We start from the raw sequence: 25,207 nt of genomic DNA, 5'->3' as shown, positions 1-25,207 counted from the left end.
AATTAGCGCAACGTCGGCCCCTGGAACCCCATCCACATCGCCAGACGCTCGGCGATGCTGGCGCCCAGTTTTTTCGAGAAACGGTCGAGCGGCGACTCCTCGATGGTGAAATCCACCAGTTCCTTCTCGCCAATCACGTCCCGAGCCACCGAACTGGCACTGCCCAAGCCATCGATCAAGCCCAGCGGCAACGCCTGCTCGCCCGACCAGACCAGCCCGGAGAAGAGTTCCGGATGCTCCTTGTCTTTCAGGCGCTCGCCACGCCCCTTCTTGACGCTGGCGATGAACTGCTTATGGGTAGTGTCGAGCACGCCCTGCCAGAACGCCGTTTCCTCAGGCTTTTGCGGCTGGAACGGATCGAGGAAGGATTTGTGCTCGCCCGCGGTATAGACCCGGCGCTCCACCCCAAGCTTGTCCAGCGTCTGGACGAAGCCATAACCCGCCGCCGTCACGCCAATGGAGCCCACCAGGCTGGCCTTGTCGGCATAGATCTGGTCCGCCGCACTGGCGATGTAATAGGCACCCGAGGCACCAAGGTCGGAAATCACCGCGTAGACTTTGATATCCGGATGCGCCGCGCGCAAGCGGACGATTTCGTCATAGACGTAGCCGGCCTGCACCGGGCTGCCACCCGGACTGTTGATGCGCAGCACCACGCCCTTGACCTTCGAATCTTCGAACGCGGCCCGCAGGCTGCCGATAATATTGTCCGCACTGGCCGCCTCTTTGTCGGCAATCATGCCTTCGATGTCGATGACCGCCGTGTAGGCCGAACCACCTCCCGGACTCTTCTTGCCATCAACCGCCTGGAAGATCAACGCCAAGCCGAAAAACAGATAAATGAAGACCAGGCACTTGAAGAAGATCCCCCAGCGCCGCGCACGACGCTGCTCCTCCACCCCGGCCAACAGGGTCTTTTCCAGCAGCTTCCAGCTTTTTTCGTCACCGTTGTCAGCGCTCGCCTTGGCCGGTGCCTTCCATTCATCGGTCATACATGCATCCTCAACAGACTTTAATCGGCGCGCTGGCTCAGCCAGGCGTGCAATTCAGGAAAATGATCAATCGCCAGTCGCGGCTCGAACGCCTTGAGCGCCTCGATGGACTGCGCACCATAGCTGACAGCCACCGAACCCATGCCGGCATTGCGCGCCATCTGCAGGTCGAATGAGGAATCCCCCACCATCAACGCCTGCGCAGGCAGCACCCCACAATGAGCCAGGATCTGCTCGAGCATCAGCGGATGCGGCTTGCTGGCCGTCTCATCGGCGGCACGGGTGATATCGAAATAATCGTCCCAACCATGGGCCTTCAATACCCGATCCAACCCACGACGAGCCTTGCCGGTCGCGACCGCCAAGCGATAACCCTCGCCCTTCAAGGTTTCAAGGGTATGAACCACGCCCTCGAACAACGGCGAAGGCTCGGCCTCCAGCGCAATGTAGTGATCGGCATAGTGCTGGCGAAAAACCACCAACTCATCGTCGTCGATCTCCGGGTACAAACTGCGAATCGCTTCCGGCAACCCCAAGCCGATGATGCCCTTCACCGCAAAATCGTCGCACCGGGCGAAACCCGAGCGATCCGATGCGACATGCATCGACTCCACGATCCGACCGATGGAATTGGCAAGAGTGCCGTCCCAATCGAATATCAGCAATTTGTAATCAGGATGCACTCAGCCGCTCCACGGTCTTGGCCCACATGTCATCCACCGGGGCCTGCAATTTCAGCTCGCCACCATCGGGCAACGGCACGGTGAGCATATAGGCGTGGAGAAACAGGCGCTTGCCGCCCAGGTCGCGGATTTCCTTGGTGAAATCGTCATCGCCGTATTTGCTGTCACCGGCGATGCAGTGGCCGGCGTGCAGGGTATGGACGCGGATCTGGTGCGTGCGCCCGGTCACCGGCTTGGCCTCGACCAAGGTGGCGAAGTCGTCGAAACGGCGCAAGACCTTGAACACCGTCAGCGCCTCCTTGCCCTCCTCGTTGACTTCGACCATGCGCTCGCCGGAACGCAGGTTGCTCTTGAGCAGCGGCGCACGAACTTGCTTGATGGAGGTTTCCCAGCGGCCACGCACCAGCGCCATGTAGCGCTTGTCGACACCGTCGCCACGCAACTGCTCGTGCAGATGACGCAACATGCTGCGCTTCTTGGCGATCATCAGCAGGCCGGAGGTGTCGCGGTCGAGGCGATGGACCAGTTCCAGCTCCTTGGCGTCCGGACGCAACTGACGAAAGGCTTCGATCACACCGAAATTCAGGCCGCTGCCGCCGTGAACCGCAATGCCCGCGGGCTTGTTGATCACGATCAGGGCCTTGTCTTCGTAGACGATCGAAGCTTCAAGGCGTTGCAACAATCCCTGGGCCAAGGGCACCGGCTCATCGCGCTCGGGCACGCGAACCGGCGGCACGCGCACGATGTCACCGGCCTGGAGCTTGTATTCGGGCTTGATCCGACCTTTGTTCACCCGCACTTCGCCTTTGCGCAAAATGCGGTAGATCAAGGTCTTGGGCACGCCTTTGAGCCGGGCCAGCAGGAAATTATCGATTCGTTGGCCGGCATATTCCGGCGAGACCTCGAGCAGTTGAACGCCAGGGGTCGAAGGGGCAGTAGTTGTCATGGCGGCGATCATAACAATTTTTTATGGAATTGAAGCACTTAATCATTGCTGCTATAGTCGCGAACGCCGCCAAAAGTGGCTGGACAGTGGACCAGCGGTCAAAAACCGGCCCTGACCAACGCAATTCACGAGGACGAGAGGCCGTCCTACGGGGCTTTCGCTACGTAACGGTAGAGTTTTCAGGTGTAACGAGCGCAGGTGACATGAGGCCTGAAATACGCCGCAAAGCAGAGTTTTGACTCGCCTTGCGCGCCACATTCACGGCCAGTTCACAAAGTGCAGTCATCTGCGAACGACCCCGAGCGAGAGCTTCGGAAACAACGCCTAAATTAGCCATGATGCGTGACCTCCCCTTCCGGAGCTCACGGTAAATGCCAACCCGCTGCGGATTCTGCGCGCGGCAGCACCCGAATTATCAGGGATACGTGTAGGGTGGAGACGTACAACCGTCGGACTGTGTAGCACTAGGCTTATATTTAGACGCTTCATCTCGTCCACAGACGCCGGTTGATTCCTCCTCCTGACTGAGTGCTTGAGTACCAGCAAGCAGGACGCGTCCGTCGCGACTTCGCCATCATTGGGCCGAACTCGCTGGACACTGGAATGGCCTCGCCATCTCCAGGACGCACCTGACACCGACCGTGAGAAGTCGTGTGTGCCGAACGCCGTTTCCGGCAGCCCGGAAACCGACGGTACTACATGAAAAGAATGCTGATTAACGCAACTCAACCCGAAGAGTTGCGTGTTGCACTGGTAGACGGCCAGCGCCTCTACGACCTGGATATCGAATCCGGTGCACGCGAGCAGAAGAAGGCCAACATCTATAAAGGCCGGATTACTCGCATCGAACCAAGCCTTGAGGCTGCCTTTGTCGATTTCGGCTCCGAGCGCCACGGCTTCCTGCCCCTCAAAGAAATCTCCCGCGAATACTTCAAGAAAGCCCCTGAAGGCCGCGTCAACATCAAGGACGTCCTGAGCGAAGGCCAGGAAGTCATCGTCCAGGTCGAAAAAGAAGAACGTGGCAACAAGGGCGCCGCCCTGACCACCTTCATCAGCCTGGCCGGCCGTTACCTGGTCCTGATGCCGAACAACCCGCGTGCCGGCGGCATCTCCCGCCGCATCGAAGGCGAAGAACGCAACGAACTGCGCGAGGCCCTCAACGGCCTGGTCGCGCCAGCCGACATGGGCCTGATCGTGCGCACTGCCGGCCTGGGCCGCAGCAGCGAAGAAATGCAGTGGGACCTCGACTACCTGCTGCAACTGTGGACCGCCATCAAAGAAGCCTCGCTGGATCGTTCCGCGCCGTTCCTGATCTACCAGGAAAGCAACGTGATCATCCGCGCTATCCGCGATTACCTGCGCCAGGACATCGGCGAAGTGCTGATCGACAGCGTCGAAGCCCAGGACGAAGCCCTGACCTTCATTCGCCAGGTGATGCCGCAGTACGCCAGCAAGATCAAGCTCTACGAAGACAGCGTTCCGCTGTTCAACCGTTTCCAGATCGAAAGCCAGATCGAGACCGCCTTCCAGCGCGTCGTCGAACTGCCGTCCGGCGGCTCCATCGTCATCGATCCGACCGAAGCCCTGGTGTCCATCGACATCAACTCGGCCCGCGCCACCAAAGGCAGCGACATCGAAGAAACCGCCCTGCAGACCAACCTTGAAGCGGCCGAAGAAATCGCCCGTCAGTTGCGCCTGCGCGACATCGGCGGCCTGATCGTCATCGACTTCATCGACATGACCCCGGCCAAGAACCAGCGCGCCGTGGAAGAAAAGGTCCGTGAATGCCTGGAAGCCGACCGCGCCCGCGTACAGGTCGGTCGCATCTCGCGCTTCGGCCTGCTGGAAATGTCCCGTCAGCGCCTGCGTCCATCCCTGGGCGAAAGCAGCGGCATCGTTTGCCCGCGTTGCAACGGCACCGGCATCATCCGTGACGTCGAGTCGCTGTCCCTGGCGATCCTGCGCCTGATCGAAGAAGAAGCCCTGAAAGACCGCACCGCCGAAGTTCGCGCCCAAGTGCCGATCCCGGTGGCCGCGTTCCTGCTCAACGAAAAACGCAACTCGATCACCAAGATCGAACTGCGCACCCGCGCCCGCATCGTCATCCTGCCGAACGATCACCTCGAGACGCCGCACTTCGAAGTGCAGCGCCTGCGCGATGACAGCCCGGAAGCCCACACCAACCAGTCCAGCTACGAAATCGCTGCTGCCGCCGCCGAAGTGGAAGAAGTCCAGCCGGCTGCCGCCACTCGCACCCTGGTTCGCCAGGAAGCCGCGGTCAAGACTGCTCCGGCCCGCGCCAACGCTCCGGTTCCGACCGAAGTGGCCGCTCCGGTTGCCGCCCCGGCCGCAGCCCCCGAACCAAGCCTGTTCAAAGGCCTGGTAAAGTCGCTGGTCAGCCTGTTCGCCACCAAGGAAGAACCCGTTACCCCGGCCGTCGTCGCCAAGCCTGCCGCTACCGAGCGCCCTGCCCGCAACGAAGAACGCCGCAACGGTCGCCAGCAGACCCGCAACCGCAACGGTCGTCGCGATGAAGAGCGCAAGCCTCGCGAAGAACGTGCACCGCGTGAAGAACGTGCGCCACGTGAACCGCGTGAAGAACGCCAGCCGCGCGAAGCCCGTGAGGAAGCGCCAGTCGTAGCCCGCGAAGAACGCGCACCGCGTCCGCCCCGTGAAGAACGCCAGCCACGCGCACCGCGTGAAGACCGCAAGCCACGTGGCGAGCGTGAAGAACGTGTTCGTGAACTGCGCGAGCCACTGGATGCCGCCCCGGCTGTGGCTGCCGCCACCGCTGAAGAGCGTCCAGCCCGCCAGCCTCGTGAAGAACGCGCACCGCGTCCTCCACGTGAAGAACGCCAGCCACGCGCCGAGCAGGCAGCCGCCGCTGCCAGCGAAGAAGAAGTGCTGAACGCCGAAGAGCAGTTGCAGGAAGATGGCCAGGACACCGCCGAAGGCGATCGTCCACGCCGCCGCTCCCGTGGCCAGCGTCGTCGCAGCAACCGTCGTGAACGTCAGCGCGACGCCAACGGCAACGTGATCGAAGGTTCGGAAGAGTCCGAATCCACCGAGAACGCCGAAGCGCCAAGCGCCGCGGACCTGGCCGCCGGCCTGGCCGTGACTGCGGCCGTTGCCAGCAGCGCGATCAGCGCTCCGGCTGAAGCCCAGGCTCACGAACAAGCCGAACGTGCCACCGCTGCGGTGGAAAGCGCGCCGGTTGAAGCGCCTGTGGTCGAAGCCACTACCCCGGTAGAAGCCACCGCCTCGCCAGAAGTGGAACTCGCACCGGCCCCTGACGCCCAGCCTCAAGCTGAAGTCGCCGCCGAGCCAGCACCGGTCGTCGAGGCTCCAGTCGTTGCTGCCGAAGCGGTCGTCGAAGCACCGGCCGAGGAAACGGCACCAGAACCTGTCCGCGAAGAGCAGACTGCGTTCAACTGGACCGCCGAGCCAGCCGCACCGGCACCTGTTGCCGAGCCTGAGCCGGCACCAGAGCCCGTGAAAGCGGTCGAGCCAGAAGTGGTCGAGCCTGCTCCAGTGGTCGAGGCGCCGGTGGTTGCCGAAGCCCCGGCCCCGGTGGAAGAGCCTGCACCTGCCAGCGCCCTGACCGCGAATGGCCGTGCACCGAACGATCCACGTGAAGTGCGTCGTCGCAAGCGTGAAGCCGAGCGTCTGCAGAAGGAAGCCGAGCAAGCTGCCGCTGCCGCCGCTCAAGCGCCTGCTGCCGAGCCTGCGCCAGTCGTGGAAGAAGTCGCCGAGGCAGCCCCTGCCCCGGCCGCCGAAACCCCGGTTGAATCGGCTCCGACGTTCGACGAGCCTCAGCACACCGCTGAAGAAATCGCGCCGCGTCACACTGAAGCCCTGGAAAAAGAGCACGAGCCTAAACCTCACGCCTGATTCCACCGCCCAGTAAAAAGCCCCGCCTGGTAACCCCAGGCGGGGCTTTTTTATGCCTTCAGACTTATCCACAGGGGACCGGGACCAAGCACAAGACTTATGCCCACTGGAGATCCAATGTGGGAGCGAGCTTGCTCGCGATAGCGCCGGGTCAGCTTGCATCAATACTGAAGTCAGACCGCTTTCGCGAGCAAGCTCGCTCCTACAGGGTTCTGCGTCGCCTGTTATTTGAAGGCCAGTGCCTCTGGCACATCCACATCCCACGTCACGCCAGGGTCATCCACCGGCACTTCGACCACCTGCGCCCCGGCAAACAATACCTTAGCGCCGCGATCACCGGTCAGCGCCATCAGTTTCGGCCCAAACCCACGACCAAACCCCACCGGATGCCCGTACTCACCGGCCAGGACCGGCACGCTGATGCCGTCCGCGCGAATCCCCGCCACCACCTGCTCGATGCTCGACGGCAGGATGAAGGGCATGTCCCCCAGCACCATCAGCCAGCCATCCAGCTCAGGGCAGGCCTGGACACCGGCAGCAATGCTGTCGCCCAGGCCGGGGGACTCCAGTTCCACGACATCGCAGCCATAGGCCTGGGCCATGCGAATGGCTTGCGGTCGATCCTTGCTCGTCACCAGCACGCGCTTTTCCAGGGAGGCTGGCAGATTCACCAGCACCTGCTCGATCACCGAGCGCACGGCACCGTCACGCCCGGTGCAATCGGCGAGCAATTTATCCTTGTCGGGGCCTGCAATCTGGCGAAAACGGCTGCCCGTTCCGGCCGCCAGGATGATCGCGCCAATCGACTCGCTCATACGCCCTCCTTATCCACGGCTTACAGCGGTTTTTTCTGCCGCAGTTCCACGCCATTCTTGATGGCCACGATTTCGGCCAACAGCGACAAGGCGATTTCCGCCGGGGTATGGCTGCCGATGTGCAAGCCGATCGGTCCATGCAAGCGGTCAATCGCCTCCGCAGACAAGCCTAGCTGAGCCAGGTTGTCCCGGCGTTTCTGGCTGTTGACCCGCGAACCCAGGGCGCCGACATAAAAAGCCTTGGAGTCCAGGGCCGTGAGCAGCGCCATGTCATCCAGGCGTGGATCATGGGTCAGCGCCACAATGGCCGTGCGCTCGTCGGTCTGGATGCTCAACACGGCTTCGTCGGGCATCCCCGAGACGAAGCGCCCATGCTGCTCTTCCCAACCATAGACGAACTCCTTGCGCGGATCGCAGATCAGCACTTCGAAGTCCAGCAGCCGGGCCATTTCCGCCACGTAGCGCGACAATTGCCCGGCACCGATCAGCAGCAACCGCCAACGCGGGCCGTAAATGGCCCGCAACACCTGCCCATCGAACACCAGGGCGTCGGTCTTGCTGGCCGGGGTCAGGACCACGTTGCCACTGGTCAGCGTCAGCTCACGGGCGACGATTTCATGGGCTTCGCAGCGCTCCAATAACGCTGCGACCCACTGCGGATCGCCCACCCGCTCTTCGGTCAGGCGCAGGGTGCCGCCGCACGGCAGGCCGAAGCGCGCCGCTTCTTCGCGGGTGACGCCATAGGTGATCAGTTGCACCGGCGGACCGTCCGCCGGAATACGGCCGTCGTGCAGCCGGGCGATCAGGTCATCCTCGACACAACCGCCCGACACCGAACCGATCACCACGCCATCTTCGCGCAGGGCCAGCATCGCCCCCGGCGGTCTTGGCGCAGTGCCCCAGGTCTGGACCACGGTGAACAACACCACCCGCTGCCCGGCGCGGCGCCACTCGAGCACGCTGCGCAGGACATTCAGATCGACGCTGTCCATCAGGCCTTGGCCTGTTGCCAGCCTTGCAGCTGATAGCGCACAGGCAGGTTACGGATACGCTGGCCGGTGGCGGCGAAAATCGCGTTGCACAGGGCCGGCGCAATCGGCGGCACGCCCGGCTCGCCAACCCCACCCAACGGCACCTCACCCGGCGGCGTGACCAGGTGCACGGCCACTTCCTTGGGCGCCAGGGACATGCGCGCCACTTCGTACATATGGAAATTGTCCTGCTGCACCTTGCCATCCTTGAAACTGATTTCGCCCACCATGGCATTGCCCAGGCCCATGACGCAGGCACCTTCGAATTGCGAGCGGATGCGTTCGGGGTTGATCTGTGGGCCGCAGTCCACGGCAATGTCCGCCTTGTGCACGATCACCGTGCCATCGTCCTTGACCTCCACCTCGAGCACCGCCGCCACGTAGGTGACGAAGCTGTAGTGCACCGCCAGCCCCAGGCCACGCCCCTTGGGCAGTTCCCGGCCCCAACCAGCGGCCTTCGCGGCGGTTTCCAGCACCGTGCGGATCCGCGCCGTATCAATCGGGTAACGCTCGGGGGATTCGCCGTAATTCCATTCTTCGCTCAAGGTACGCGGATCGATCTTACGGTCCGGCCCGAGCAATTTGACCTGGTACTTCAGCGGATCCTGGCCGGCTTTGTGGGCCAGTTCGTCAATGAAGCTCTGGATTGCGAAGCCGTGAGGAATGTTCGACACCGAGCGATACCAACCCACCCGGGCATGGGCCACCGCTTCGGGGTTTTCCAGGCGCAGGTTGGGAATGGCGTAGGCCATGTTGGTCACGCCCATGCCTATTTCGAACGGCGCCTCGTGAGTCATGCCCGGTGCGAACAGTGCGGTGATGCTCGGGGCTACGGTGCGGTGCAGCCAACCGGACGGCATGCCGTCCTGGTTCAGGCCGGCCTTGAGGTATTCGGCCGATACGGTATGGAAGTACGAGTGATGAATGTCGTCCTCGCGGGTCCATTGCACCCGTACTGCCTGCCCGGGAAACTCCTTGGCGAGGACCGCCGCCTCGACGACAAAGTCGGGTTTCGACTTGCGTCCGAAACCGCCGCCCAGCAACGTGATGTTCACCGTGACCTTCTCGAAAGGAATGCCCAGGCGTTCGGCGACACGTTCACGGGTCACCTGCGGCGCCTGGCTCGGCGCCCAGGCCTCGCATTGGCCGTCCTTGAACCGGGCGACGGCAACCATCGGCTCCATGGGGGACTGGGACAGGTGCGGCAAGTAATACGACGCCTCCAACGTCGAATCAGCCTTGGCCAGCGCATCGTCGAGGTCACCGCTGCTGCGCACGACTTTTCCGGGCTTGAGGGCGGCCGCCTCCAGTTCCTTGCGATAGGCAATGGAGTCATAACCGGCATTCGGGCCGTCGTCCCACTGGATTTTCAGCGCCTCGCGGCCCTTGATCGCCGCCCAGGTGTTCTTCGCCACCACCGCTACGCCGCCCAACGGCTGGAATTCCGAGGGCAGCGGACGCCCCTCTATCTGGACCACCTTGACCACGCCCGGTACTTTCAACGCCGCGCTGCTGTCCACGCTCTTGACCTTGCCGCCATAGACCGGCGGACGCGCGATGACCGCATAGAGCATGCCGTCGAAATGCACATCGGCACCAAACACCGCACGACCGTTGACGATGTCCGCGCCATCGATGGCCCGGCTCGCTTCCTTGCCGATGTAGCGGAACTCGGATGGCTGCTTGAGACGCAAGCTGTCACGGGCCGGCACCGCCAAGGCACTGGCGGCGGTTGCCAATTCGCCATAGCCCAGTTCGCGCCCCGAAGGCTGGTGCAGCACTTTGTGCAGTTGGGCATGGCATTCACCCACCGGGACCTTCCACTGAGCGGCAGCGGCCAGTTCCAGCATGGTCCGGGCGGCAGCCCCGCAACGGCGCATCGGCTCGTACCAGTGACGCATGCTGCGCGAACCGTCGGTATCCTGGTTGCCGAAACGCGCCTCATCGGCCGGCGCCTGCTTGACCTTGACGAGCGCCCAGTCAGCGTCCAGTTCGTCGGCGACCACCATGCTCAGGCTGGTGCGCACGCCCTGGCCCATTTCCGAACGGTTGCAGATCACGGTCACGCTGCCATCGCTGGCAATGCTGACGTACACCTTCGGGTCGTCGACCGCACCATGGGGCATGCCCTCGGCGCCGAATTTCTTTTCCTCGGCAAAGGCATCCGGCAGGCCCCACGTCGCCGCCAGCACCAGCACGCCGGTGGCGCTCGCACCCTTGAGGAAACCACGGCGGCTGAGGTTGCTCAGCACGAAATCATCGGGCAAGCGGCTCATGCCTTGGCCTCCTTCAGGTGAGTGGAAGCCTGGCGGATCGCGGTCTTGATCCGGTTATACGTGCCGCAACGGCAGATGTTGCCGACCATGGCTTCTTCGATCTGCTCATCGCTCGGGTTGGGGTTGGTCTTGAGCAACGCGGTGGCGGACATGATCTGCCCGCCCTGGCAGTAACCGCACTGAGCCACCGCCGTGTCGAGCCAGGCCTTCTGGACGATTTGCCCGACCGGGTCGGCATGAAGGCCGTCGATGGTGCTGACGTCCTGCCCTTTCACCGAGCCGATTGGCGTGATGCAACTGCGCGCCGGGGCGCCGTCGATGTGGATGGTACAGGCGCCACACAGGCCCAGGCCGCAGCCGAACTTGGTGCCGTTGTAACCGGCTACATCCCGGATAGCCCACAGCAGCGGCATGTCCTCGGTCACATCCAGTTGATGGTCTTTTCCATTGAGTTTCAGGGTAATCATGGGCACGCCCGCACAATATTCGAGTGATGGGGTCGAGCAATCTGCCGCTTGGGTAACAGGTCGGTTGTCGCAGACTGGCTCAGGCTGATCGGGCTCTCTTATGCAGGCGCACACAGGCGTCTGCATCGGGCCTTTAGGATGCGATAGTCGCATCGTTAGCGAACTAAATTAACCCAGGATCAAGCAAAACGCCCTGCACAATCCTGCACAAATGATCTGTGCGTGATTGTGGCAGGGCGTTGTTCAGTTGATCGCGAGCAAGCTTTGCTCCCACCGAATTCAGTACCGATTGGGCTCCATTTCCAGCTCGACCTGGAAACGTTCGGCAATGTCTTTCTGGATGCGCAAGGCCAGGTCCAACAGTTGCGCGCCCGTGGCATCGCCGTAGTTGACCAGCACCAACGCCTGCAACTTATGCACCCCGGCATCCCCCTCGCGAAAACCCTTCCAGCCGGCCCGTTCAATCAGCCAGCCAGCGGCGATCTTCATCTGCTCTCCTGGCTGTGGATAAGCCACAAGATCAGGGTATTGCTGCTTGAGATACGCCACGTGCGTGGCCGGCACCAGCGGGTTCTTGAAGAAGCTGCCGGCATTGCCCAGCATGGCCGGGTCGGGGAGTTTTTCGCTGCGGATGCTGCAAATGGCCCGGCTCACATCCGTGGGCGTCGGCTGATCGATACCCTGTTCGGTCAATCGCTGGCGGACCGGGCCGTACTCCAGGTGCAAGTGTGCGGCGCGGCTGAGGGCAAAGCGCACCCGCAGGATCAACCAGCGGCCCGCTTGCTGTTTGAACAGGCTGTCGCGATAAGCAAACCGACAGTCTTCAAGGGTGAAGTCCCTCAGCTCGCCGGTCTGGCGATCCAGGGCGGTGAGGCCGGCGAAGACATCCTTGATCTCCACACCGTAGGCGCCGATGTTTTGCATCGGTGCCGCGCCTACGGTGCCGGGAATCAGGCTGAGGTTTTCCAGGCCCGACCAGCCTTGCGCCAGTGTATGTTGGACGAAGGGATGCCAGGGTTCCCCGGCTTCGGCCTCGATCACCACCCGTTCGCCATCATCGCTGAGCAGGCGAATCCCCTGGCTGGCCATGCGCAGCACCAAGGCGTCGATGTCGCCAGTCAGCAACAGGTTGCTGCCGCCGCCGATCACCAGCAACGGCACGGCATGCTCGCTGGCATAGGCCAGCGCCTGGCGAACTTCGCCATCGTCGCGGGCTTCGGCGAACAACCGGGCGCTGACGTCCACGCCAAAACTGTTGAAGGGCTTGAGGCTGACGCCCGACCGTACCTGCAAGGTCATAACCGCCCCTTCAATTCGATCACCAGGCGATCGGTGGCCCGCTCGATCAAGTCCAACACCTGCTCGAAGCCCTGCTCGCCGTCGTAGTACGGGTCCGGCACGTCATCGAGTTCGGCTTCGTAGCGCCGCAGGAAAAGATCCAGCTCGGCCTTGCCATTGGCCGGTTGCAGGGCCTGGAGATTGCGCAGGTTGCTGCTGTCCATCGCCAGGATCAGGTCATAGGCGGCGAAATCGGCGCGCGTCACCTGTTGCGCGCGCTGGGCCGACAGGTCGTAGCCACGCTTCAAGGCCGCCGCCTGGCTGCGCTTGTCCGGGGCCTTGCCGACGTGCCAGTCACCGGTGCCGGCAGAAGCGACTTCCACCTGCCCGGCCAGCCCGGCCTCTCGCAACTTGTGGCGCAAGATGCCTTCGGCGGTGGGCGAGCGGCAGATATTGCCGAGGCAGACGAACAGGACCCGCATCAGGCCTCCAGCAGGCGACGAACGCGCTCAAGGTCTTCGGCGGTGTCGACACCGGTCGGCGGGGCGATCAGCGCATCGGCGACATGGATCCGCACGCCATGCCACAGCGCTCGCAGCTGTTCCAGGGCTTCAGTGTTTTCCAGCCAGCACGGGCCCCAGGCGACGAAGTCCTGGAGAAAGCCGGCGCGGTAGGCGTAGATGCCGATGTGACGACGGTACGGCACGCCTTCCGGCATCACATCGCGACCTTGGGCGAATGCATCCCGCGCCCAGGGCAACGTCGCACGGCTGAAGGTCAACGCCAGGCCATTGAGGTCGCTGACCACCTTGACCACGTTGGGGTTGAACAGGGTCTGCACATCCTCGATCGGCTCGGCCAGGGTGGCCATGCGCGCTTCGGTGTGGGCCGCGAGGTTGGCGGCGACCTGATCGATCACGCTCGGCGGGATCAACGGCTCGTCACCTTGCACATTGACCACAATCGCGTCGGCGGCAAGACCGAGCTTCGCCGCGACCTCCGCCAGGCGATCGGTACCGGAATTATGGTCTTCGCGCGTCAGCACGACCTCGGCGCCAAAGCCTTTGCAGGCCTCGACGATGCGCGCATCGTCAGTCGCCACCACCACGCGCTGGGCGCTGCTTTTACTGGCTTGCTCCCAGACGTGCTGGATCATCGGCTTGCCGGCGATCGACAGCAACGGCTTGCCGGGCAGGCGCGTCGAGGCGAAGCGCGACGGAATGACAACGGTAAAGGCGGTGGTCATTTATCCAGACGCTCGTCGGTGGTCAGGGTACGGGCTTCGCTTTCGAGCATCACCGGGATGCCGTCGCGAATCGGGTAGGCCAGGCCGGCGCCCTTGCTGATCAGTTCGGTCTTGTCGGCGCTGAGCTTGAGCGGACCTTTGCAGACCGGGCAGGCCAGAATATCGAGCAGTTTGGTGTCCATGGAGTTCCCCTGGGGTAAAAGGTGTTAAGGCAAGAGCCGATCCGGCAACAGGCGCATCAACTGCGTATCGAACCAGGCCGCGAAGGCCGGCGACGGCGCGGCGTCCACCGCCAGGTACCACCAGTCGGGCGCGGCGAAGGCACGGCATTTGACCGCGTCTTTTTCCGTCATGACCACCGGCAGGGCTGGCGTGAAGTTCAAGGCCTGGGCACTGTATTCGGCATGGTCGGCAAACCCGTGCGGTATTGGCCGCCAGTGTAGCGTTTCGAGGGTCTTGAAGAAACGCTGGGGGTTGCCGATGCCGGCCACGGCGTGCAGGGCCTGGCCGGGTGGAAAATGGTCGAGGGGGCGGCGTTCGCCACTGGCCAGGTTCACCAGTTCGGTGGGGCGCAATTGGAAGGCGAAGCCGTCTTCGCGGTCGGCACTGGCGCCGTTGTACAGCACGGCGTCGACCGATTGCAGGCGCTCGACCGGTTCGCGCAACGGTCCGGCGGGCAGGCAACGCCGGTTGCCCAGGCCCCGGGCGCTATCGATCAGCACCAGCTCGAGGTCCCGGGCCAGCCGATAATGCTGCATGCCGTCGTCGGACAGGATCAGGTCCAGCGGCTCGGCCTCCAGCAGCGCCTGGACCGCGCGACTGCGGTCGGGATCGATCATCAACGGCACACCCGTGCGCTGGACGATCAACAGCGGCTCGTCCCCCGCGACGTCGGCGCCCTGCTCGGCCGCGACCCGCCACGGCAGTTGCGGCGGCTTGGCGCCATAGCCCCGGCTGACCACCCCGACCCGCAAGCCACTGCGCTGGCAGTGCTGGATCAGCCACAGGATCAACGGCGTCTTGCCAGTGCCACCCACGGTGATATTGCCCACCACCACCAACGGCACGGGGGGCTGGTAGATCGGGCCTTCACCCGCCAGGAAACGCTCGCGCTTGCTCACCACCACCCGCCGGTACAACCACTCCAGCGGCCGTAGCAGGGTCAGGGCCGGGTGGCCTTGGTACCACGCGGCAAGCAATCGATCGGACATGGCCATCAGGGTGCGGGAGCCGCCTCGACCGTGGTCATGCGCAGATGGCTGAAACCGAGCTTGCCGGCCGCGTCCATGGCGGTGACCACCGATTGATGAGGGGTCTTGCCGTCGGCGCTGATGGACAGCGGCAGGTTGGTGTCGCCGCCGGACTCTTTCTGCAGGGCCTCGATCAGGCTCGCCAGATCGCTCTTGGGCAGCAACTGGTTATTCACCGAAAACGCCCCTTCGGCGCTGATGGTGACTTCCAGGTTCTTCAATTGCTGGTCTTCGGCCGGCGAGCCGCTGACGGCTTGCGGCAATTCGACCTTGAGCTGGGTTTCCCGGGTGAACGTGGTGGTCACGACGAAAAACAGCAGCAGGATGAACACCACGTCGATCAGCGACGCGAGGTTGATCTCGATGTTTTCCCGTGGCTTGCGGCGGAATTTCACTGCTTGCCCCCAGCCAGGTCCACGTCACGGTCACCCTGCACCACCTCGACCAGCTTGATGGCTTCCTGCTCCATGCCAACGACCAACTCGTCGACGCGCCGTTGCAGGAACCGATGGAAGAACACGGCCGGAATACCCACCATCAGGCCGGCGGCGGTGGTGATCAGGGCCTTGGAAATCCCCCCGGCCAGTACCGCGGCGTTAGTGGTCATGCCGGAGCCGGTAAACGCGCTGAAGATGTCGATCATGCCCAGCACCGTCCCTAGCAGGCCCAGCAGCGGGGACATGGCGGCGATGGTGCCCAGGGCGTTGATATAGCGCTCCAGTTCATGGATGACCCGGGCGGCGGCTTCCTCGATGCACTCCTTCATGATCTCGCGACCATGCTTGGAGTTCGCCAGGCCCGCGGCGAGGATTTCCCCCAGCGGCGAACTGGCCCGCAGCTCCTTGAGCTTGTCCTTGTTCAGCTGCTTGTCCTTGATCCAGACCCAGACCTGCCCGAGCAGATGCTCCGGGGTCACGCGGCTGGCCCGTAGGGTCCACAGGCGTTCGGCAACGATACCCAGTGCCGCGATGGAACTCAGAATGATCGGCAACATCATCCAGCCGCCGGATTTGACCAATTCCCACACAGTGACTGCCCCCTCGAAAAAGTGCGCCACTTTATCACACAGACTCGCCTTGCAGACCCGCCCCGCCGATAAGCGCATCAGCCGGTTGCGCTGGATCAATGTTGCCCCGGTGGCCCGACGGCGGGCGGGTCGCGCCAGTAACGTCGATGACCGGCCTCGGTGCGCGGCAACTCGAACGCACCCAGTTGCAGACGAATGGCGCCCTGCTCGGCGCTGTCGTAGATCGCCAGGCCCGAGCGGCGGTAGCGGGCCATCACTTGGGGATGGGGATGACCGAACGCGTTGCCCTGCCCTCGAGAGATCAACACCGAGTGCGGCTTGAGGCGCGACAACAACGCCATCGACGACGAACTGCGGCTGCCGTGATGAGGCGCGGCCAGCCACTGGATCGGTAGCGCCAGGGCCTCGTCGAGCAAGGCGCGCTCGGCAGGGGTGTCGATATCGCCGGTCAACAGCAGGCGTTCGCCGCCGGCCTCCACCAGCAGGACGCAGGACTTCTGGTTGCTTTCGACAGCAGATGCCCAGCGCCACAGCTCGAACCCGACGCCATCCCATTCCCAGCGCCTGCCGCTGTCGCAAGGCCCGGCTTGCAGTTCATCGGGCAGCGCGTCGGGATCGCCACTGATGACTTCCATCGTCGGCAGCCCATTGCGCACCGCTCGGGCGCCGCCGGCATGATCGGCGTCGGCATGGCTGAGGAGCATCAGGTCCAAGCCGTGCACACCGAGCTTGCGCAAGGTCGGCAGTACGACGCGTTCGCCGGCATCGGCCTCGCCAAAGCGCGGCCCGGCGTCGTAAAGCAGGCTGTGATGCCGGGTGCGTACCAGCACCGCCAGCCCTTGGCCCACGTCCAGTTGCCAGACCTCGGCGTGCCCTTGCGGCAGGTGTTCTCGCGGGGGAAACACCATCAGCAGCACCATCGGCCACCCCAGCACACGCAGCGGTACGCCCTTGGGCAGTAGCAGCAAAAATGCCCCTGAAGCGGCGATGCCCAAGGCCCACGGCGGGACCGCAACGGGGACCCAGGCGGGTATTCGTCCGGCAATCAGACCCAGCCCTTTGAACAACAGATCGAGCAACCCGCCGGCGATCCACAGCAGGCCTTCACCGATGATCGACACCGGCAACAATGCGGTGCCGAGCAGCGCTGGCGGCAAGACCAGCAGGCTGATCCAGGGCACCGCGAGCAAGTTCACCAGCGGCCCACTGAGGCTGACCGGCAAGCCCACGATCAACAACAACGGACACAAGCCGACCGCAACCAGCCACTGGGCACGGGTCCAGGTTTGCCACCAGCGCCAGGGCCCCAGGCGAGCGCCAAAGGTGAACATCAAGATGGCCACAGCCGCAAACGACAACCAGAACCCTGGCCGCAGGCTGGCGAGCGGGTCGAACACCAGCACCCCGGTGAAAGCCAGCAGCCATGCCCACCACGGATCCGGCTGTTTGAAGCGCAAGCGCCACAGCAACACCAGGCCAATCATCGCGCAGGCCCGTCGCACCGGCACCTCGAAGCCGGCGAGCAAGCCGTAGCCCAGGGCGGCGCAAAAGGCCAGCGCACAGGCCCAGGGCAACCACGCCAGCCCCGCCGGCCACAGGCCATAACGCGCCGCGCCGGCCACCAACAGGTACACCAGGCCGGCCAGCAGGCCGATGTGTTGCCCGGAGATCACCAGCAAATGGACGGTGCCGGTGTCTTGCAAAACCTGCCAATCCTCGCGACTCAGCCCGCCGCCGTCGCCCAGGACCAATGCCGCCAGCGCGCCGGAGCGGCCGTGGGCGTCGACCTGTGCCAGCGCCTGGCGCACCTCGTCACGCCAGGCGCCCCGGGCCGCTTGCAGGAGCCGCCCGTCCTTGACGGTACCGGTCGCGCCAACGCCGCGGCTCAACAACCAGGCGGCATAGTCGAAGCCGTGTGGATTCAACAACCCGGCGGGCCGCTTGAGCTTCACCGCCAATCGCCATCGTTCGCCACTGTTGATGGGCGGCCCCCCGAACCAGGCCAGGCGCATCGTTGTCGGTAATCGGGTACGACGTGAATGGGCATCGGCCAGTTCGAAGCGCACCACGCCGTCGCCCTGTTGCGGCAAACCGACGACGCGCCCTTCGACCCAACGGGTTTCTCCGTCCAGGGCGGCGGGTAATCGATTGTCCAGCGCCCACTGCGCCGACAGGCAGGCCCAGGCCAGCCCGAACAGGAAAAAACCCAACGGGTAGGTTCGAAACGGCAACACCATCAGCCCCAGCACCGGCATGGCTGCAACCAGCCACAACGGCGGCAGTGCCGGTAAACAAATCGGGGCCAACAACCCCAATGCAAGCGCGACTAACCCTGTGCGCATAACCCGTCCTTGAGAGTGCCCCTCTTCAGGCATAGACGCTCGGCGGCACCCCCGGCGTTATCAATTGTCACAAAGTCTGAATCTGCCAGCCGTAGAATCCAGACATACTTGCGGCCTTTACTGCGTTGAACCGACCGAGAAGCCTATGCCCCGGCGCCTATTCAAACGTTACATGCCAGACCCAGAGAGCATTCGGGAACATAAGTCCTTACGTTTTCTCGGCACCCTGCTGCACGACCCCAACCTTTGGCACCTCAATCGGCACTCCGTGGCCCGGGCGATGGCTGTTGGCCTGTTCGCCGCGTTCTTGCCGATCCCGTTGCAGATGTTGCTGGCCGCCGCGTTGGCCGTCACGGTGCGCGGCAATATGCCGATTGCGGTGAGCCTGGTGTGGCTGACCAATCCGATCACCATGCCTGCGGTGTTTTTCTGCACCTACCAGACCGGCGCCTGGCTGATGGACGTGCCCGCCCGGACACTGCCCGAAGAGCTGACCTGGGAATGGATCAGCGGCCAGCTGTCCACCTTGTGGCAGCCATTCCTGCTGGGCTCGGTGGTGACCGGCCTGGTGCTCGGCGCCCTGGCCTACTTCGTCACCATGAGTTACTGGCGCTGGTGGGTGGCCCGACAGTGGCGGCGGCGCAAGAAAAGCCGGATGTGAGATGCAAAAAAGGCCTCCTGGGAATGGAGGCCTTTTTTGTGGTGTTTCGACTGACGCCATCGCGAGCAAGCTCCCGCAAGGGAATGCATTTCAATGTGGGAGCGAGCTTGCTCGCGATAGCGGTGTGCCAGCCAGAAAATGACTGAATGACCCGACGCCATCGCGAGCAAGCTCGCTTCCACAGGGGGCTGGGGTCAGGTGCGCATGCCGCGCCCGCTGACCAGCAACCGCGCGCAGCCGATGTAGAGCACCACGGTTGCCACCAGCATGAAGGTGATGGCGATGCTGATCTTGATGTCCGACACCCCGAGGATGCCGTAGCGGAACGCGTTGACCATGTGCAGCACCGGGTTGGCCAGGGATACGGTCTGCCAGAACGGCGGCAACAGGGAGATCGAGTAGAACACCCCGCCCAGGTAAGTCAGCGGCGTGAGCACGAACGTCGGGATAATCGAGATGTCATCGAAGTTGCGCGCAAACACGGCATTGATGAAACCCAGCAGCGAAAAGATCGTGGCCGTGAGCACCACCACCAAGACCGTCACCCCCAGGTGATGCACCTGCAAATCGGTGAAGAACAACGATAGCAGGGTCACGATCAGGCCTACCGCCAGGCCGCGCAGGACACCACCCAAGGTGTAGCCGATGAGGATCGTATGGGGCGACACCGGCGAGACCATCAACTCTTCGATCGAACGCTGGAACTTGCTGCCGAAGAAACTCGACACCACGTTGCCGTAGGAGTTGGTGATCACCGACATCATGATCAGCCCCGGCACGATGTAGTCCATGTACGTGAAGCCACCCATGTCGCCGATCTGCCGGCCGATCAGGTTACCGAAGATCACGAAGTACAAGACCATGGTGATGGCCGGCGGCAGCAGCGTCTGCGGCCAGATCCGCATGAAACGCCGGACTTCACGGTAAACGATGGTATTGAGGGCGATGAGGTTGGGGCGCAGTTCGGAACTCATGCTCATACCGCCACCTTCGCCAGATTCTTCTCCACCAGGGACACGAACAACTCCTCGAGGCGATTGGTTTTGTTGCGCAGGCTCAGCACTTCAATGTTTTGCAGGGCCAGTTGGGTGAACAGCCCGGTGATGCCCACGGCTTTGTCCACCTGCACTTCCAGGGTATGGCTGTCCATCAGGCGGGCCGGATAGCCGACGAGCTGGGGCGCGGTCTTCAGGTCGTGTTTCAGGTCCAGCAGGAAGGTTTCCACATGCAGTTGGCTGAGCAACTGGCGCATGCTGGTGTTCTCGACAATGGTGCCATGGTCGATGATGCCGATGTTACGGCACAACTGCTCAGCCTCTTCCAGGTAATGGGTGGTGAGGATGATGGTGATGCCTTTCTGGTTCAGCTCGGTCAGGAAGCTCCACATCGAGCGACGCAGCTCGATGTCCACACCCGCGGTCGGTTCGTCGAGGATCAGCAGGCGCGGCTCATGCACCAGCGCGCGGGCGATCATCAGGCGACGCTTCATGCCGCCGGACAGTGAACGGGACGGCACGTCACGCTTGTCCCACAGGCCCAATTGGGTCAGGTACTGCTCGGCGCGCTCGTTGGCGATCTTTGGCGGGATGCCGTAGTAACCGGCCTGGGTCACGACGATGTCGAAGGTCTTTTCGAACTGGTTGAAGTTGAATTCCTGGGGCACCACGCCGATGCAGCGCTTGAGGGCTGCGGGCTCGCGGTCCAGGTCATGACCGAACACGTTCACCGTGCCGCTGGTCTTGTTCACCAAGGTGGAAAGAATCCCGATGGTGGTGGATTTGCCGGCACCGTTAGGGCCGAGCAAGGCGAAGAAATCACCTTCGGCGACATCCAGATCGATACCACTCAAGGCCTGGAAACCGTTGCCGTAGGTTTTGGTTAGCTGCCGGATGGACAGAGCGGAACTCATATCGGATTACGCACCAAGAAGGGAGGGAAGAAAAGAATAGATAAGGGCGGGCGGCGAGCAATGCAACACGGCGCACCAAGGCAATGGTGCTTGGCGTCGCCGCACAAGTACAGTCAAGTGTGTTGATAGTAGGTATTAAGTCAACGCGGTCATGACGGCTTTGCGGTAGGCCGGACGCTGCTGTAACCGCGCGTACCAGGCCTGTACGGCAGGCCGCTCGGCGCGCTGGATGGGCATCTCGAACCAGGCATAAATGAAACTGCCCAAGGGAATGTCGCCCATGCCGATTTCATCACCCGACAGGTAAAGCTGTTCACTCAAGGTCCGCTCGACCATGGCCAGCAAATCGTCACACTCCTTGATCGCCGCATGGATAGCCGTCCAATCCTGTTGTTCGGCCGGGGTGCGCAAGACGCCCCAGAACACCGTGCGAAACGGTGCGGCAAAGCTGGACGTGGTCCAGTCCATCCATTTTTCAGCCTGGGCCCGGGCCTGTACGTCAGCAGGATACCAGGCCGAACCCGACGCATGACGGGCCGCCAGGTAACGCACGATGGTGTTGGATTCCCAGAGCACGAAGCCGTCGTCCTCGATCATCGGCACGCGGCCGTTGGGGTTTTTCGCGCGGTACTCGGGCGTGTCCACCACACCGAACGCCCCGCCCGCATCGATGGCCTCGTAGGCCAGCCCCAACTCTTCCGCGCACCATAGTGCCTTGCGCACATTCGATGAATTTTTCCGGCCCCATATCTTCAGCATCACGGCGTCCTCGATGGATAAATGCCGCAGCAGCATACGCCGGATCAGGCGCGACTCAAATCGCCCTGCATGTCGCCGAGCAGGCGCGGCACCTGTTCGCCGAACAGATGCGGGTAGCACTTCTCCAGGTGTTCGAAAAAGAATGCCTCGGGCACGTCGGCGAACTGGCCATGGTCGGTGATGTACTCCATCAGCTTCGCCCCTTGCCGATTGAACGGGTGGAAGACGCTGTCGTGGCGACCGTCGAACTCCAGCGGGGCCACGTCGAACAACGCGCACAAGCCCTGGTTGAAAGCCGGCGTGGCCTTGACCCAGCGGTCGTTCAGGTACAGCTCGGTATAACCGTGCATGGCGAACACGTCGCTCCTGAGCAATTCCAGCAGACGCGGGGTGGACAGGTGGTTGCGCACATCCGCCAGGCCGATACGCGCCGGGATGCCGCAATGCCGGGCGCAGCCGGCCAGCAAGGTGGCCTTGGGCACGCAATAGCTTTCACTCGCAGCCAGCGCGTAACTGCCGCGCAGGGTTGCCGGGTCGCGACTGAAGGTATAGGGGTTGTAGCGCACCGCCTCGCGTACGGCGTAATAAAGGCTGACCGCCTGGGCCCGCGGGTCGCGCTCGGCACCGCGGTGGGTTTCGGCGAAGTCGATGACCGCAGGATGATCGCTGTCGATGAAGCGGCCGGGGTTCAGGTATTGCTGCATATAAGGAAAGACCTCTGGAAAAACATCACCCCCGCGTAGGAGCTGTCGAGTGCAACGAGGCTGCGATCTTGTCCCAGACAGTTGAATCGCAAGCGAAAGATCAAGATCAAAAGATCGCAGCCTTCGGCAGCTCCTACGGAGGGCTTGCCTCGAGTTTATCCACCGCCCCGGCCCAGGGATAACGGCATTCCGGCCAAACAATGGCGTTTTCTCACCTTGTTAACGAACGATTTCCCGCGGCTGTTGCCAACCAGACTGGCGCAATGCAACCAGGGTTTCCCAGGAATTCAATCACATCGCGCCGACTGCCGGTTTTGCAGATGCCGTCTAAGCTCTGAAAGTCGGTTTTGCCTTGGTTCACGGAGGATTACATATGCTGTTGTTGTGGATACTGGTCCTGGTTGTCGGGATCGCCTGGCTGGCGCATCGGCGCACCGCCCCGCTGCCCGCGCTGGGTATCGTCGCGGCCTACCTGTTGGCCATGGGCATTTTCAGCCATGCGCCCGGCTGGCTGATGCTGATCCTCTGGGTGGTGCTCGCGGCTGTCGCGGCCCCGCTGCTGCTACCGGACCTGCGCCGCAAATATTTCAGCGCGCCGATGTTCGACTGGTTCCAGAAAACCCTACCGCCCATGTCCGAGACCGAGCGTGACGCCATCGATGCCGGCACGGTGTGGTGGGATGGCGAACTGTTCAGCGGCCGCCCGGACTGGGACGTGCTGCTGGCCTACCCCAAGGTGCAACTGACCGAGGAAGAGCAGGCGTTCCTCGACGGCCCTACCGAGGCCCTCTGCGCGATGGTCAGTGACTGGCAGATCGGTCAGGCCATGGACCTGCCCCCTGAAGCCTGGGCCCATATCAAGGAGCACGGGTTCTTCGCGCTGATCATTCCCAAGGAATATGGCGGCAAGGGCTTCTCCGCCTATGCCCACTCCCAGGTCGCGATGAAACTGGCCACGCGCAGCGGCGACCTGGCCTCCACCGTGATGGTCCCCAACTCCCTCGGCCCGGCCGAACTGCTGCTGCACTACGGCACCGACGAGCAACGCGACCATTACCTGCCGCGACTGGCCCGCGGCGACGATATCCCCTGCTTCGCCCTGACCGGTCCGCTGGCCGGCTCCGACGCCGGGGCGATGCCCGACACCGGCATCATCTGCAAGGGTGAATGGGAGGGCCAGGAAACCCTCGGCCTGCGCCTGAACTGGGAAAAACGCTACATCACCCTCGGCCCGGTGGCCACGCTCCTGGGCCTGGCCTTCAAGGCGTATGACCCCGACCACCTGCTGGGTGACGAGGAAGACCTGGGCATCAGCCTCGCCTTGATTCCCACCGACACCCCAGGCGTGCATATCGGCCGCCGTCACCTGCCCCTGGGCGCCGCGTTCATGAACGGACCGAACTGGGGCAAGGACGTGTTCATCCCGCTGGACTTCCTCATCGGCGGTCAGGCCATGCTCGGCAAGGGCTGGATGATGCTGATGAACTGCCTGTCGGTCGGGCGCTCGATTTCCCTGCCGGCGGTGGGCACCGGCGCTGCGAAGTTCACCAGCCTGGTGACGGGCCAGTACGCCCAGGTGCGCGAACAATTCAACGTACCGTTGTCGGCGTTCGAAGGCATCCAGGAAGCCATGGCGCGCATCGGCGGCAACGCCTGGTTGATGGATGCGGCACGCATGTTGACCGCCAACGCCGTGGACCTGGGGGAAAAACCTTCGGTGCTGTCGGCCATCCTCAAGTACCACCTGACCGAGCGTGGTCGCGAGTGCATCAGCCACGCCATGGACGTACATGGCGGCAAGGGCATCATCATGGGCCCGAACAATTACCTGGGTCGCAGTTGGCAAGGTGCGCCAATCTTCATCACGGTCGAAGGCGCGAACATTCTGTCGCGCAACCTGATGATCTTCGGCCAGGGCGCCATTCGCTGCCATCCGTTCGTCCTCAAGGAAATGGCCCTGGCAACCCGTGAAGACAAGGACCAGGCGCTGGTCGAGTTCGATGCCTTGTTGCTCAAGCACATCGGTTTCGCCGTCAGCAACGCCGCCAGCACCCTGGTGCTCAACCTGGGCCTGGGGCATTTCGAGAAGGCCCCCGGCAATGCCTTGAGCCAGGGTTATTTCCGCGCCCTCAACCGGCAGGCCGCGGCATTCGCGCTGCTGGCGGACTTGAGCATGATGCTGCTGGGCGGAGAGCTCAAACGCCGCGAACGCTTGTCGGCCCGCCTGGGTGACGTCTTGAGCAACCTGTACCTGGCGTCCGCCGCACTCAAGCGTTATCACGACCTGGATTCGCCGGACCACATGACGCCGCTGTTCACCTGGGCCATGGAGGAAAGCCTCGGCCAGTCGGAACGTGCGCTGGATGAACTGCTGAGCAACTTCCCGAACCGGGTACTGGGCTACCTGTTGCGCCTGGTGGTGTTCCCCTTCGGTCGGCGTCACAAGGGCCCGAGCGACAGGCTCGACGCCGAGGTGGCCGCGGTCATCGGCCGGCCCAAGGGTGATCCGACTCTCGAAGAGTTGCTGCAGGGTTGCTATCGCCCGCAATCGACCGACGATCCGGTGGGCGCCCTGCAACACGCCGCCGACCTGCTGGCGGCCGCCCATCCGCTGCACAAGAAACTGCACGGTGCGCTCAAGCAGGGACAGCTCAATCCGGCGCCTGGCGAACCCCTCATCGATGCGGCCCTGGAGGCCGGCGTGCTGCAAGCCGGTGAGGCGCAGGCCTTGCGCGCGGCCGAGGCGGCGCGGCGCAAAGTCATCGACGTGGATGATTTCGACAAGGCCGAACTGACGCTGGCGCAAGACAAGGTCCGTTGATCTTGACGGCCAGGCACGCCGTCACCTGTAGCTCTTCACCTACAGCTCTTCACCTATAAAAGCGGGCGCAAGGGCTTTATACTCCTGCGCCCGTTTTGCTCTTGAGGAC

General features: G+C 63.2%; 22 protein-coding genes. 3 read left to right on the top strand and 19 right to left on the bottom strand.

Annotation, left to right across the window (positions count from 1 at the left end):
* Positions 1-2 precede the first annotated feature (2 nt).
* From IB266_RS15170 to rluC, 3 genes are read right to left on the bottom strand one after another with little or no spacing between them, the layout of a single operon-like run.
* Positions 3-992 carry a S49 family peptidase gene (locus IB266_RS15170; protein WP_192261663.1) on the bottom strand — a complete coding sequence of 330 codons (990 nt, stop codon included), beginning with the start codon at positions 990-992 and terminating at the stop codon, positions 3-5.
* 20 nt (positions 993-1,012) lie between these two features.
* Entirely contained in the window at positions 1,013-1,675 is a 663-nt protein-coding gene (locus tag IB266_RS15165; protein ID WP_192261662.1) for an HAD-IA family hydrolase, read from the bottom strand.
* Positions 1,665-2,621, bottom strand: a complete 957-nt coding sequence (gene rluC, locus IB266_RS15160) for a 23S rRNA pseudouridine(955/2504/2580) synthase RluC (RefSeq protein ID WP_060743156.1) — start codon at positions 2,619-2,621, stop codon at positions 1,665-1,667. Before rluC ends, IB266_RS15165 begins: the two co-directional genes overlap by 11 nt.
* 699 nt (positions 2,622-3,320) lie before the next feature.
* Between rluC and rne the strand changes: the two genes are divergently transcribed.
* A complete protein-coding gene (rne, locus tag IB266_RS15155; protein WP_412548308.1) occupies positions 3,321-6,512 on the top strand; it encodes a ribonuclease E in 3,192 nt (1,063 codons plus the stop codon).
* A gap of 224 nt (positions 6,513-6,736) precedes the next feature.
* Here the strand turns inward: rne and IB266_RS15150 are convergent, their stop codons facing one another.
* The 12 genes from IB266_RS15150 to IB266_RS15095 form a co-directional block, all read right to left on the bottom strand.
* Positions 6,737-7,327 (bottom strand): NTP transferase domain-containing protein, encoded by a 591-nt coding sequence (locus IB266_RS15150; protein WP_192261660.1) that lies wholly within the window; start codon positions 7,325-7,327, stop codon positions 6,737-6,739.
* 20 nt (positions 7,328-7,347) lie between these two features.
* The gene (locus IB266_RS15145) at positions 7,348-8,319 is read right to left on the bottom strand and encodes an XdhC family protein (protein WP_192261659.1); all 972 of its coding nucleotides are present in this window, start codon (positions 8,317-8,319) and stop codon (positions 7,348-7,350) included.
* Positions 8,319-10,634, bottom strand: a complete 2,316-nt coding sequence (locus tag IB266_RS15140; protein ID WP_192261658.1) for a xanthine dehydrogenase family protein molybdopterin-binding subunit — start codon at positions 10,632-10,634, stop codon at positions 8,319-8,321. The genes IB266_RS15145 and IB266_RS15140 overlap by 1 nt, the downstream gene beginning before the upstream one ends.
* Positions 10,631-11,101, bottom strand: coding sequence for a (2Fe-2S)-binding protein (locus tag IB266_RS15135; protein ID WP_060741221.1), 471 nt, complete (start codon positions 11,099-11,101; stop codon positions 10,631-10,633). Before IB266_RS15135 ends, IB266_RS15140 begins: the two co-directional genes overlap by 4 nt.
* A gap of 279 nt (positions 11,102-11,380) precedes the next feature.
* On the bottom strand, positions 11,381-12,400 hold the full coding sequence (gene murB / locus IB266_RS15130) for a UDP-N-acetylmuramate dehydrogenase (RefSeq protein ID WP_192261657.1): 1,020 nt from the start codon (positions 12,398-12,400) through the stop codon (positions 11,381-11,383).
* Complete coding sequence (locus tag IB266_RS15125) at positions 12,397-12,861, bottom strand: low molecular weight protein-tyrosine-phosphatase (protein WP_060741219.1); 465 nt, start codon at positions 12,859-12,861, stop codon at positions 12,397-12,399. Before IB266_RS15125 ends, murB begins: the two co-directional genes overlap by 4 nt.
* The gene (kdsB, locus tag IB266_RS15120; protein WP_103307996.1) at positions 12,861-13,625 is read right to left on the bottom strand and encodes a 3-deoxy-manno-octulosonate cytidylyltransferase; all 765 of its coding nucleotides are present in this window, start codon (positions 13,623-13,625) and stop codon (positions 12,861-12,863) included. Before kdsB ends, IB266_RS15125 begins: the two co-directional genes overlap by 1 nt.
* Positions 13,622-13,807: a Trm112 family protein gene (locus tag IB266_RS15115; protein WP_003179363.1), complete on the bottom strand. Its 186-nt coding sequence runs from the start codon at positions 13,805-13,807 to the stop codon at positions 13,622-13,624. The genes kdsB and IB266_RS15115 overlap by 4 nt, the downstream gene beginning before the upstream one ends.
* A 24-nt stretch (positions 13,808-13,831) precedes the next feature.
* On the bottom strand, positions 13,832-14,842 hold the full coding sequence (gene lpxK / locus IB266_RS15110; RefSeq protein WP_192261656.1) for a tetraacyldisaccharide 4'-kinase: 1,011 nt from the start codon (positions 14,840-14,842) through the stop codon (positions 13,832-13,834).
* A complete protein-coding gene (locus IB266_RS15105; protein ID WP_192261655.1) occupies positions 14,842-15,270 on the bottom strand; it encodes an ExbD/TolR family protein in 429 nt (142 codons plus the stop codon). The genes lpxK and IB266_RS15105 overlap by 1 nt, the downstream gene beginning before the upstream one ends.
* Positions 15,267-15,902: a MotA/TolQ/ExbB proton channel family protein gene (locus IB266_RS15100; RefSeq protein ID WP_162491247.1), complete on the bottom strand. Its 636-nt coding sequence runs from the start codon at positions 15,900-15,902 to the stop codon at positions 15,267-15,269. The genes IB266_RS15105 and IB266_RS15100 overlap by 4 nt, the downstream gene beginning before the upstream one ends.
* A 95-nt stretch (positions 15,903-15,997) precedes the next feature.
* Positions 15,998-18,244, bottom strand: a complete 2,247-nt coding sequence (locus tag IB266_RS15095; RefSeq protein ID WP_192261654.1) for a DNA internalization-related competence protein ComEC/Rec2 — start codon at positions 18,242-18,244, stop codon at positions 15,998-16,000.
* A 145-nt stretch (positions 18,245-18,389) separates the two neighbouring features.
* Here IB266_RS15095 and IB266_RS15090 point away from each other — a divergent pair, with 145 nt between their 5' ends.
* On the top strand, positions 18,390-18,905 hold the full coding sequence (locus tag IB266_RS15090) for a DUF2062 domain-containing protein (protein ID WP_046063671.1): 516 nt from the start codon (positions 18,390-18,392) through the stop codon (positions 18,903-18,905).
* Between the two features lie 194 nt (positions 18,906-19,099).
* On the opposite strand, the gene IB266_RS15085 is transcribed toward IB266_RS15090, so the two are convergent.
* The 4 genes from IB266_RS15085 to IB266_RS15070 form a co-directional block, all read right to left on the bottom strand.
* Entirely contained in the window at positions 19,100-19,879 is a 780-nt protein-coding gene (locus IB266_RS15085) for an ABC transporter permease (protein WP_053124195.1), read from the bottom strand.
* 2 nt (positions 19,880-19,881) lie between these two features.
* Positions 19,882-20,814, bottom strand: a complete 933-nt coding sequence (locus IB266_RS15080; protein WP_192261653.1) for an ABC transporter ATP-binding protein — start codon at positions 20,812-20,814, stop codon at positions 19,882-19,884.
* Positions 20,815-20,949: 135 nt separating this feature from the next.
* Entirely contained in the window at positions 20,950-21,573 is a 624-nt protein-coding gene (locus IB266_RS15075) for a glutathione S-transferase family protein (RefSeq protein ID WP_060743154.1), read from the bottom strand.
* 44 nt (positions 21,574-21,617) lie between these two features.
* Complete coding sequence (locus tag IB266_RS15070; protein WP_192261652.1) at positions 21,618-22,277, bottom strand: transglutaminase-like domain-containing protein; 660 nt, start codon at positions 22,275-22,277, stop codon at positions 21,618-21,620.
* 373 nt (positions 22,278-22,650) lie between these two features.
* On the opposite strand from IB266_RS15070, the gene IB266_RS15065 reads away from it, so the two are divergent.
* Positions 22,651-25,098 carry an acyl-CoA dehydrogenase gene (locus tag IB266_RS15065; RefSeq protein ID WP_192261651.1) on the top strand — a complete coding sequence of 816 codons (2,448 nt, stop codon included), beginning with the start codon at positions 22,651-22,653 and terminating at the stop codon, positions 25,096-25,098.
* Positions 25,099-25,207: the final 109 nt, after the last annotated feature.

The organism is Pseudomonas sp. Pdm06 (assembly GCF_014851795.1).
GTDB lineage: Bacteria > Pseudomonadota > Gammaproteobacteria > Pseudomonadales > Pseudomonadaceae > Aquipseudomonas > Aquipseudomonas fluorescens_AA.
The sequence above is the reverse complement of the archived record's forward strand: the minus strand, read 5'-3'. Positions and strand labels throughout refer to the sequence as shown.

Bases quoted from the DNA above. Each gene is read 5' to 3' on its own strand.
- rne (WP_412548308.1), top strand. From the start codon at position 3,321: ATGAAAAGAATGCTGATTAACGCAACTCAACCCGAAGAGTTGCGTGTT.
- IB266_RS15085 (WP_053124195.1), bottom strand. From the start codon at position 19,879: ATGAGTTCCGAACTGCGCCCCAACCTCATCGCCCTCAATACCATCGTT.
- rluC (WP_060743156.1), bottom strand. From the start codon at position 2,621: ATGACAACTACTGCCCCTTCGACCCCTGGCGTTCAACTGCTCGAGGTC.
- IB266_RS15135 (WP_060741221.1), bottom strand. From the start codon at position 11,101: ATGATTACCCTGAAACTCAATGGAAAAGACCATCAACTGGATGTGACC.
- kdsB (WP_103307996.1), bottom strand. From the start codon at position 13,625: ATGACCACCGCCTTTACCGTTGTCATTCCGTCGCGCTTCGCCTCGACG.
- IB266_RS15115 (WP_003179363.1), bottom strand. From the start codon at position 13,807: ATGGACACCAAACTGCTCGATATTCTGGCCTGCCCGGTCTGCAAAGGT.
- IB266_RS15090 (WP_046063671.1), top strand. From the start codon at position 18,390: ATGCCCCGGCGCCTATTCAAACGTTACATGCCAGACCCAGAGAGCATT.
- IB266_RS15140 (WP_192261658.1), bottom strand. From the start codon at position 10,634: ATGAGCCGCTTGCCCGATGATTTCGTGCTGAGCAACCTCAGCCGCCGT.
- IB266_RS15125 (WP_060741219.1), bottom strand. From the start codon at position 12,861: ATGCGGGTCCTGTTCGTCTGCCTCGGCAATATCTGCCGCTCGCCCACC.
- IB266_RS15080 (WP_192261653.1), bottom strand. From the start codon at position 20,814: ATGAGTTCCGCTCTGTCCATCCGGCAGCTAACCAAAACCTACGGCAAC.
- IB266_RS15075 (WP_060743154.1), bottom strand. From the start codon at position 21,573: ATGCTGAAGATATGGGGCCGGAAAAATTCATCGAATGTGCGCAAGGCA.
- IB266_RS15145 (WP_192261659.1), bottom strand. From the start codon at position 8,319: ATGGACAGCGTCGATCTGAATGTCCTGCGCAGCGTGCTCGAGTGGCGC.
- IB266_RS15070 (WP_192261652.1), bottom strand. From the start codon at position 22,277: ATGCAGCAATACCTGAACCCCGGCCGCTTCATCGACAGCGATCATCCT.
- IB266_RS15150 (WP_192261660.1), bottom strand. From the start codon at position 7,327: ATGAGCGAGTCGATTGGCGCGATCATCCTGGCGGCCGGAACGGGCAGC.
- murB (WP_192261657.1), bottom strand. From the start codon at position 12,400: ATGACCTTGCAGGTACGGTCGGGCGTCAGCCTCAAGCCCTTCAACAGT.
- IB266_RS15065 (WP_192261651.1), top strand. From the start codon at position 22,651: ATGCTGTTGTTGTGGATACTGGTCCTGGTTGTCGGGATCGCCTGGCTG.
- IB266_RS15170 (WP_192261663.1), bottom strand. From the start codon at position 992: ATGACCGATGAATGGAAGGCACCGGCCAAGGCGAGCGCTGACAACGGT.
- lpxK (WP_192261656.1), bottom strand. From the start codon at position 14,842: ATGGCCATGTCCGATCGATTGCTTGCCGCGTGGTACCAAGGCCACCCG.
- IB266_RS15095 (WP_192261654.1), bottom strand. From the start codon at position 18,244: ATGCGCACAGGGTTAGTCGCGCTTGCATTGGGGTTGTTGGCCCCGATT.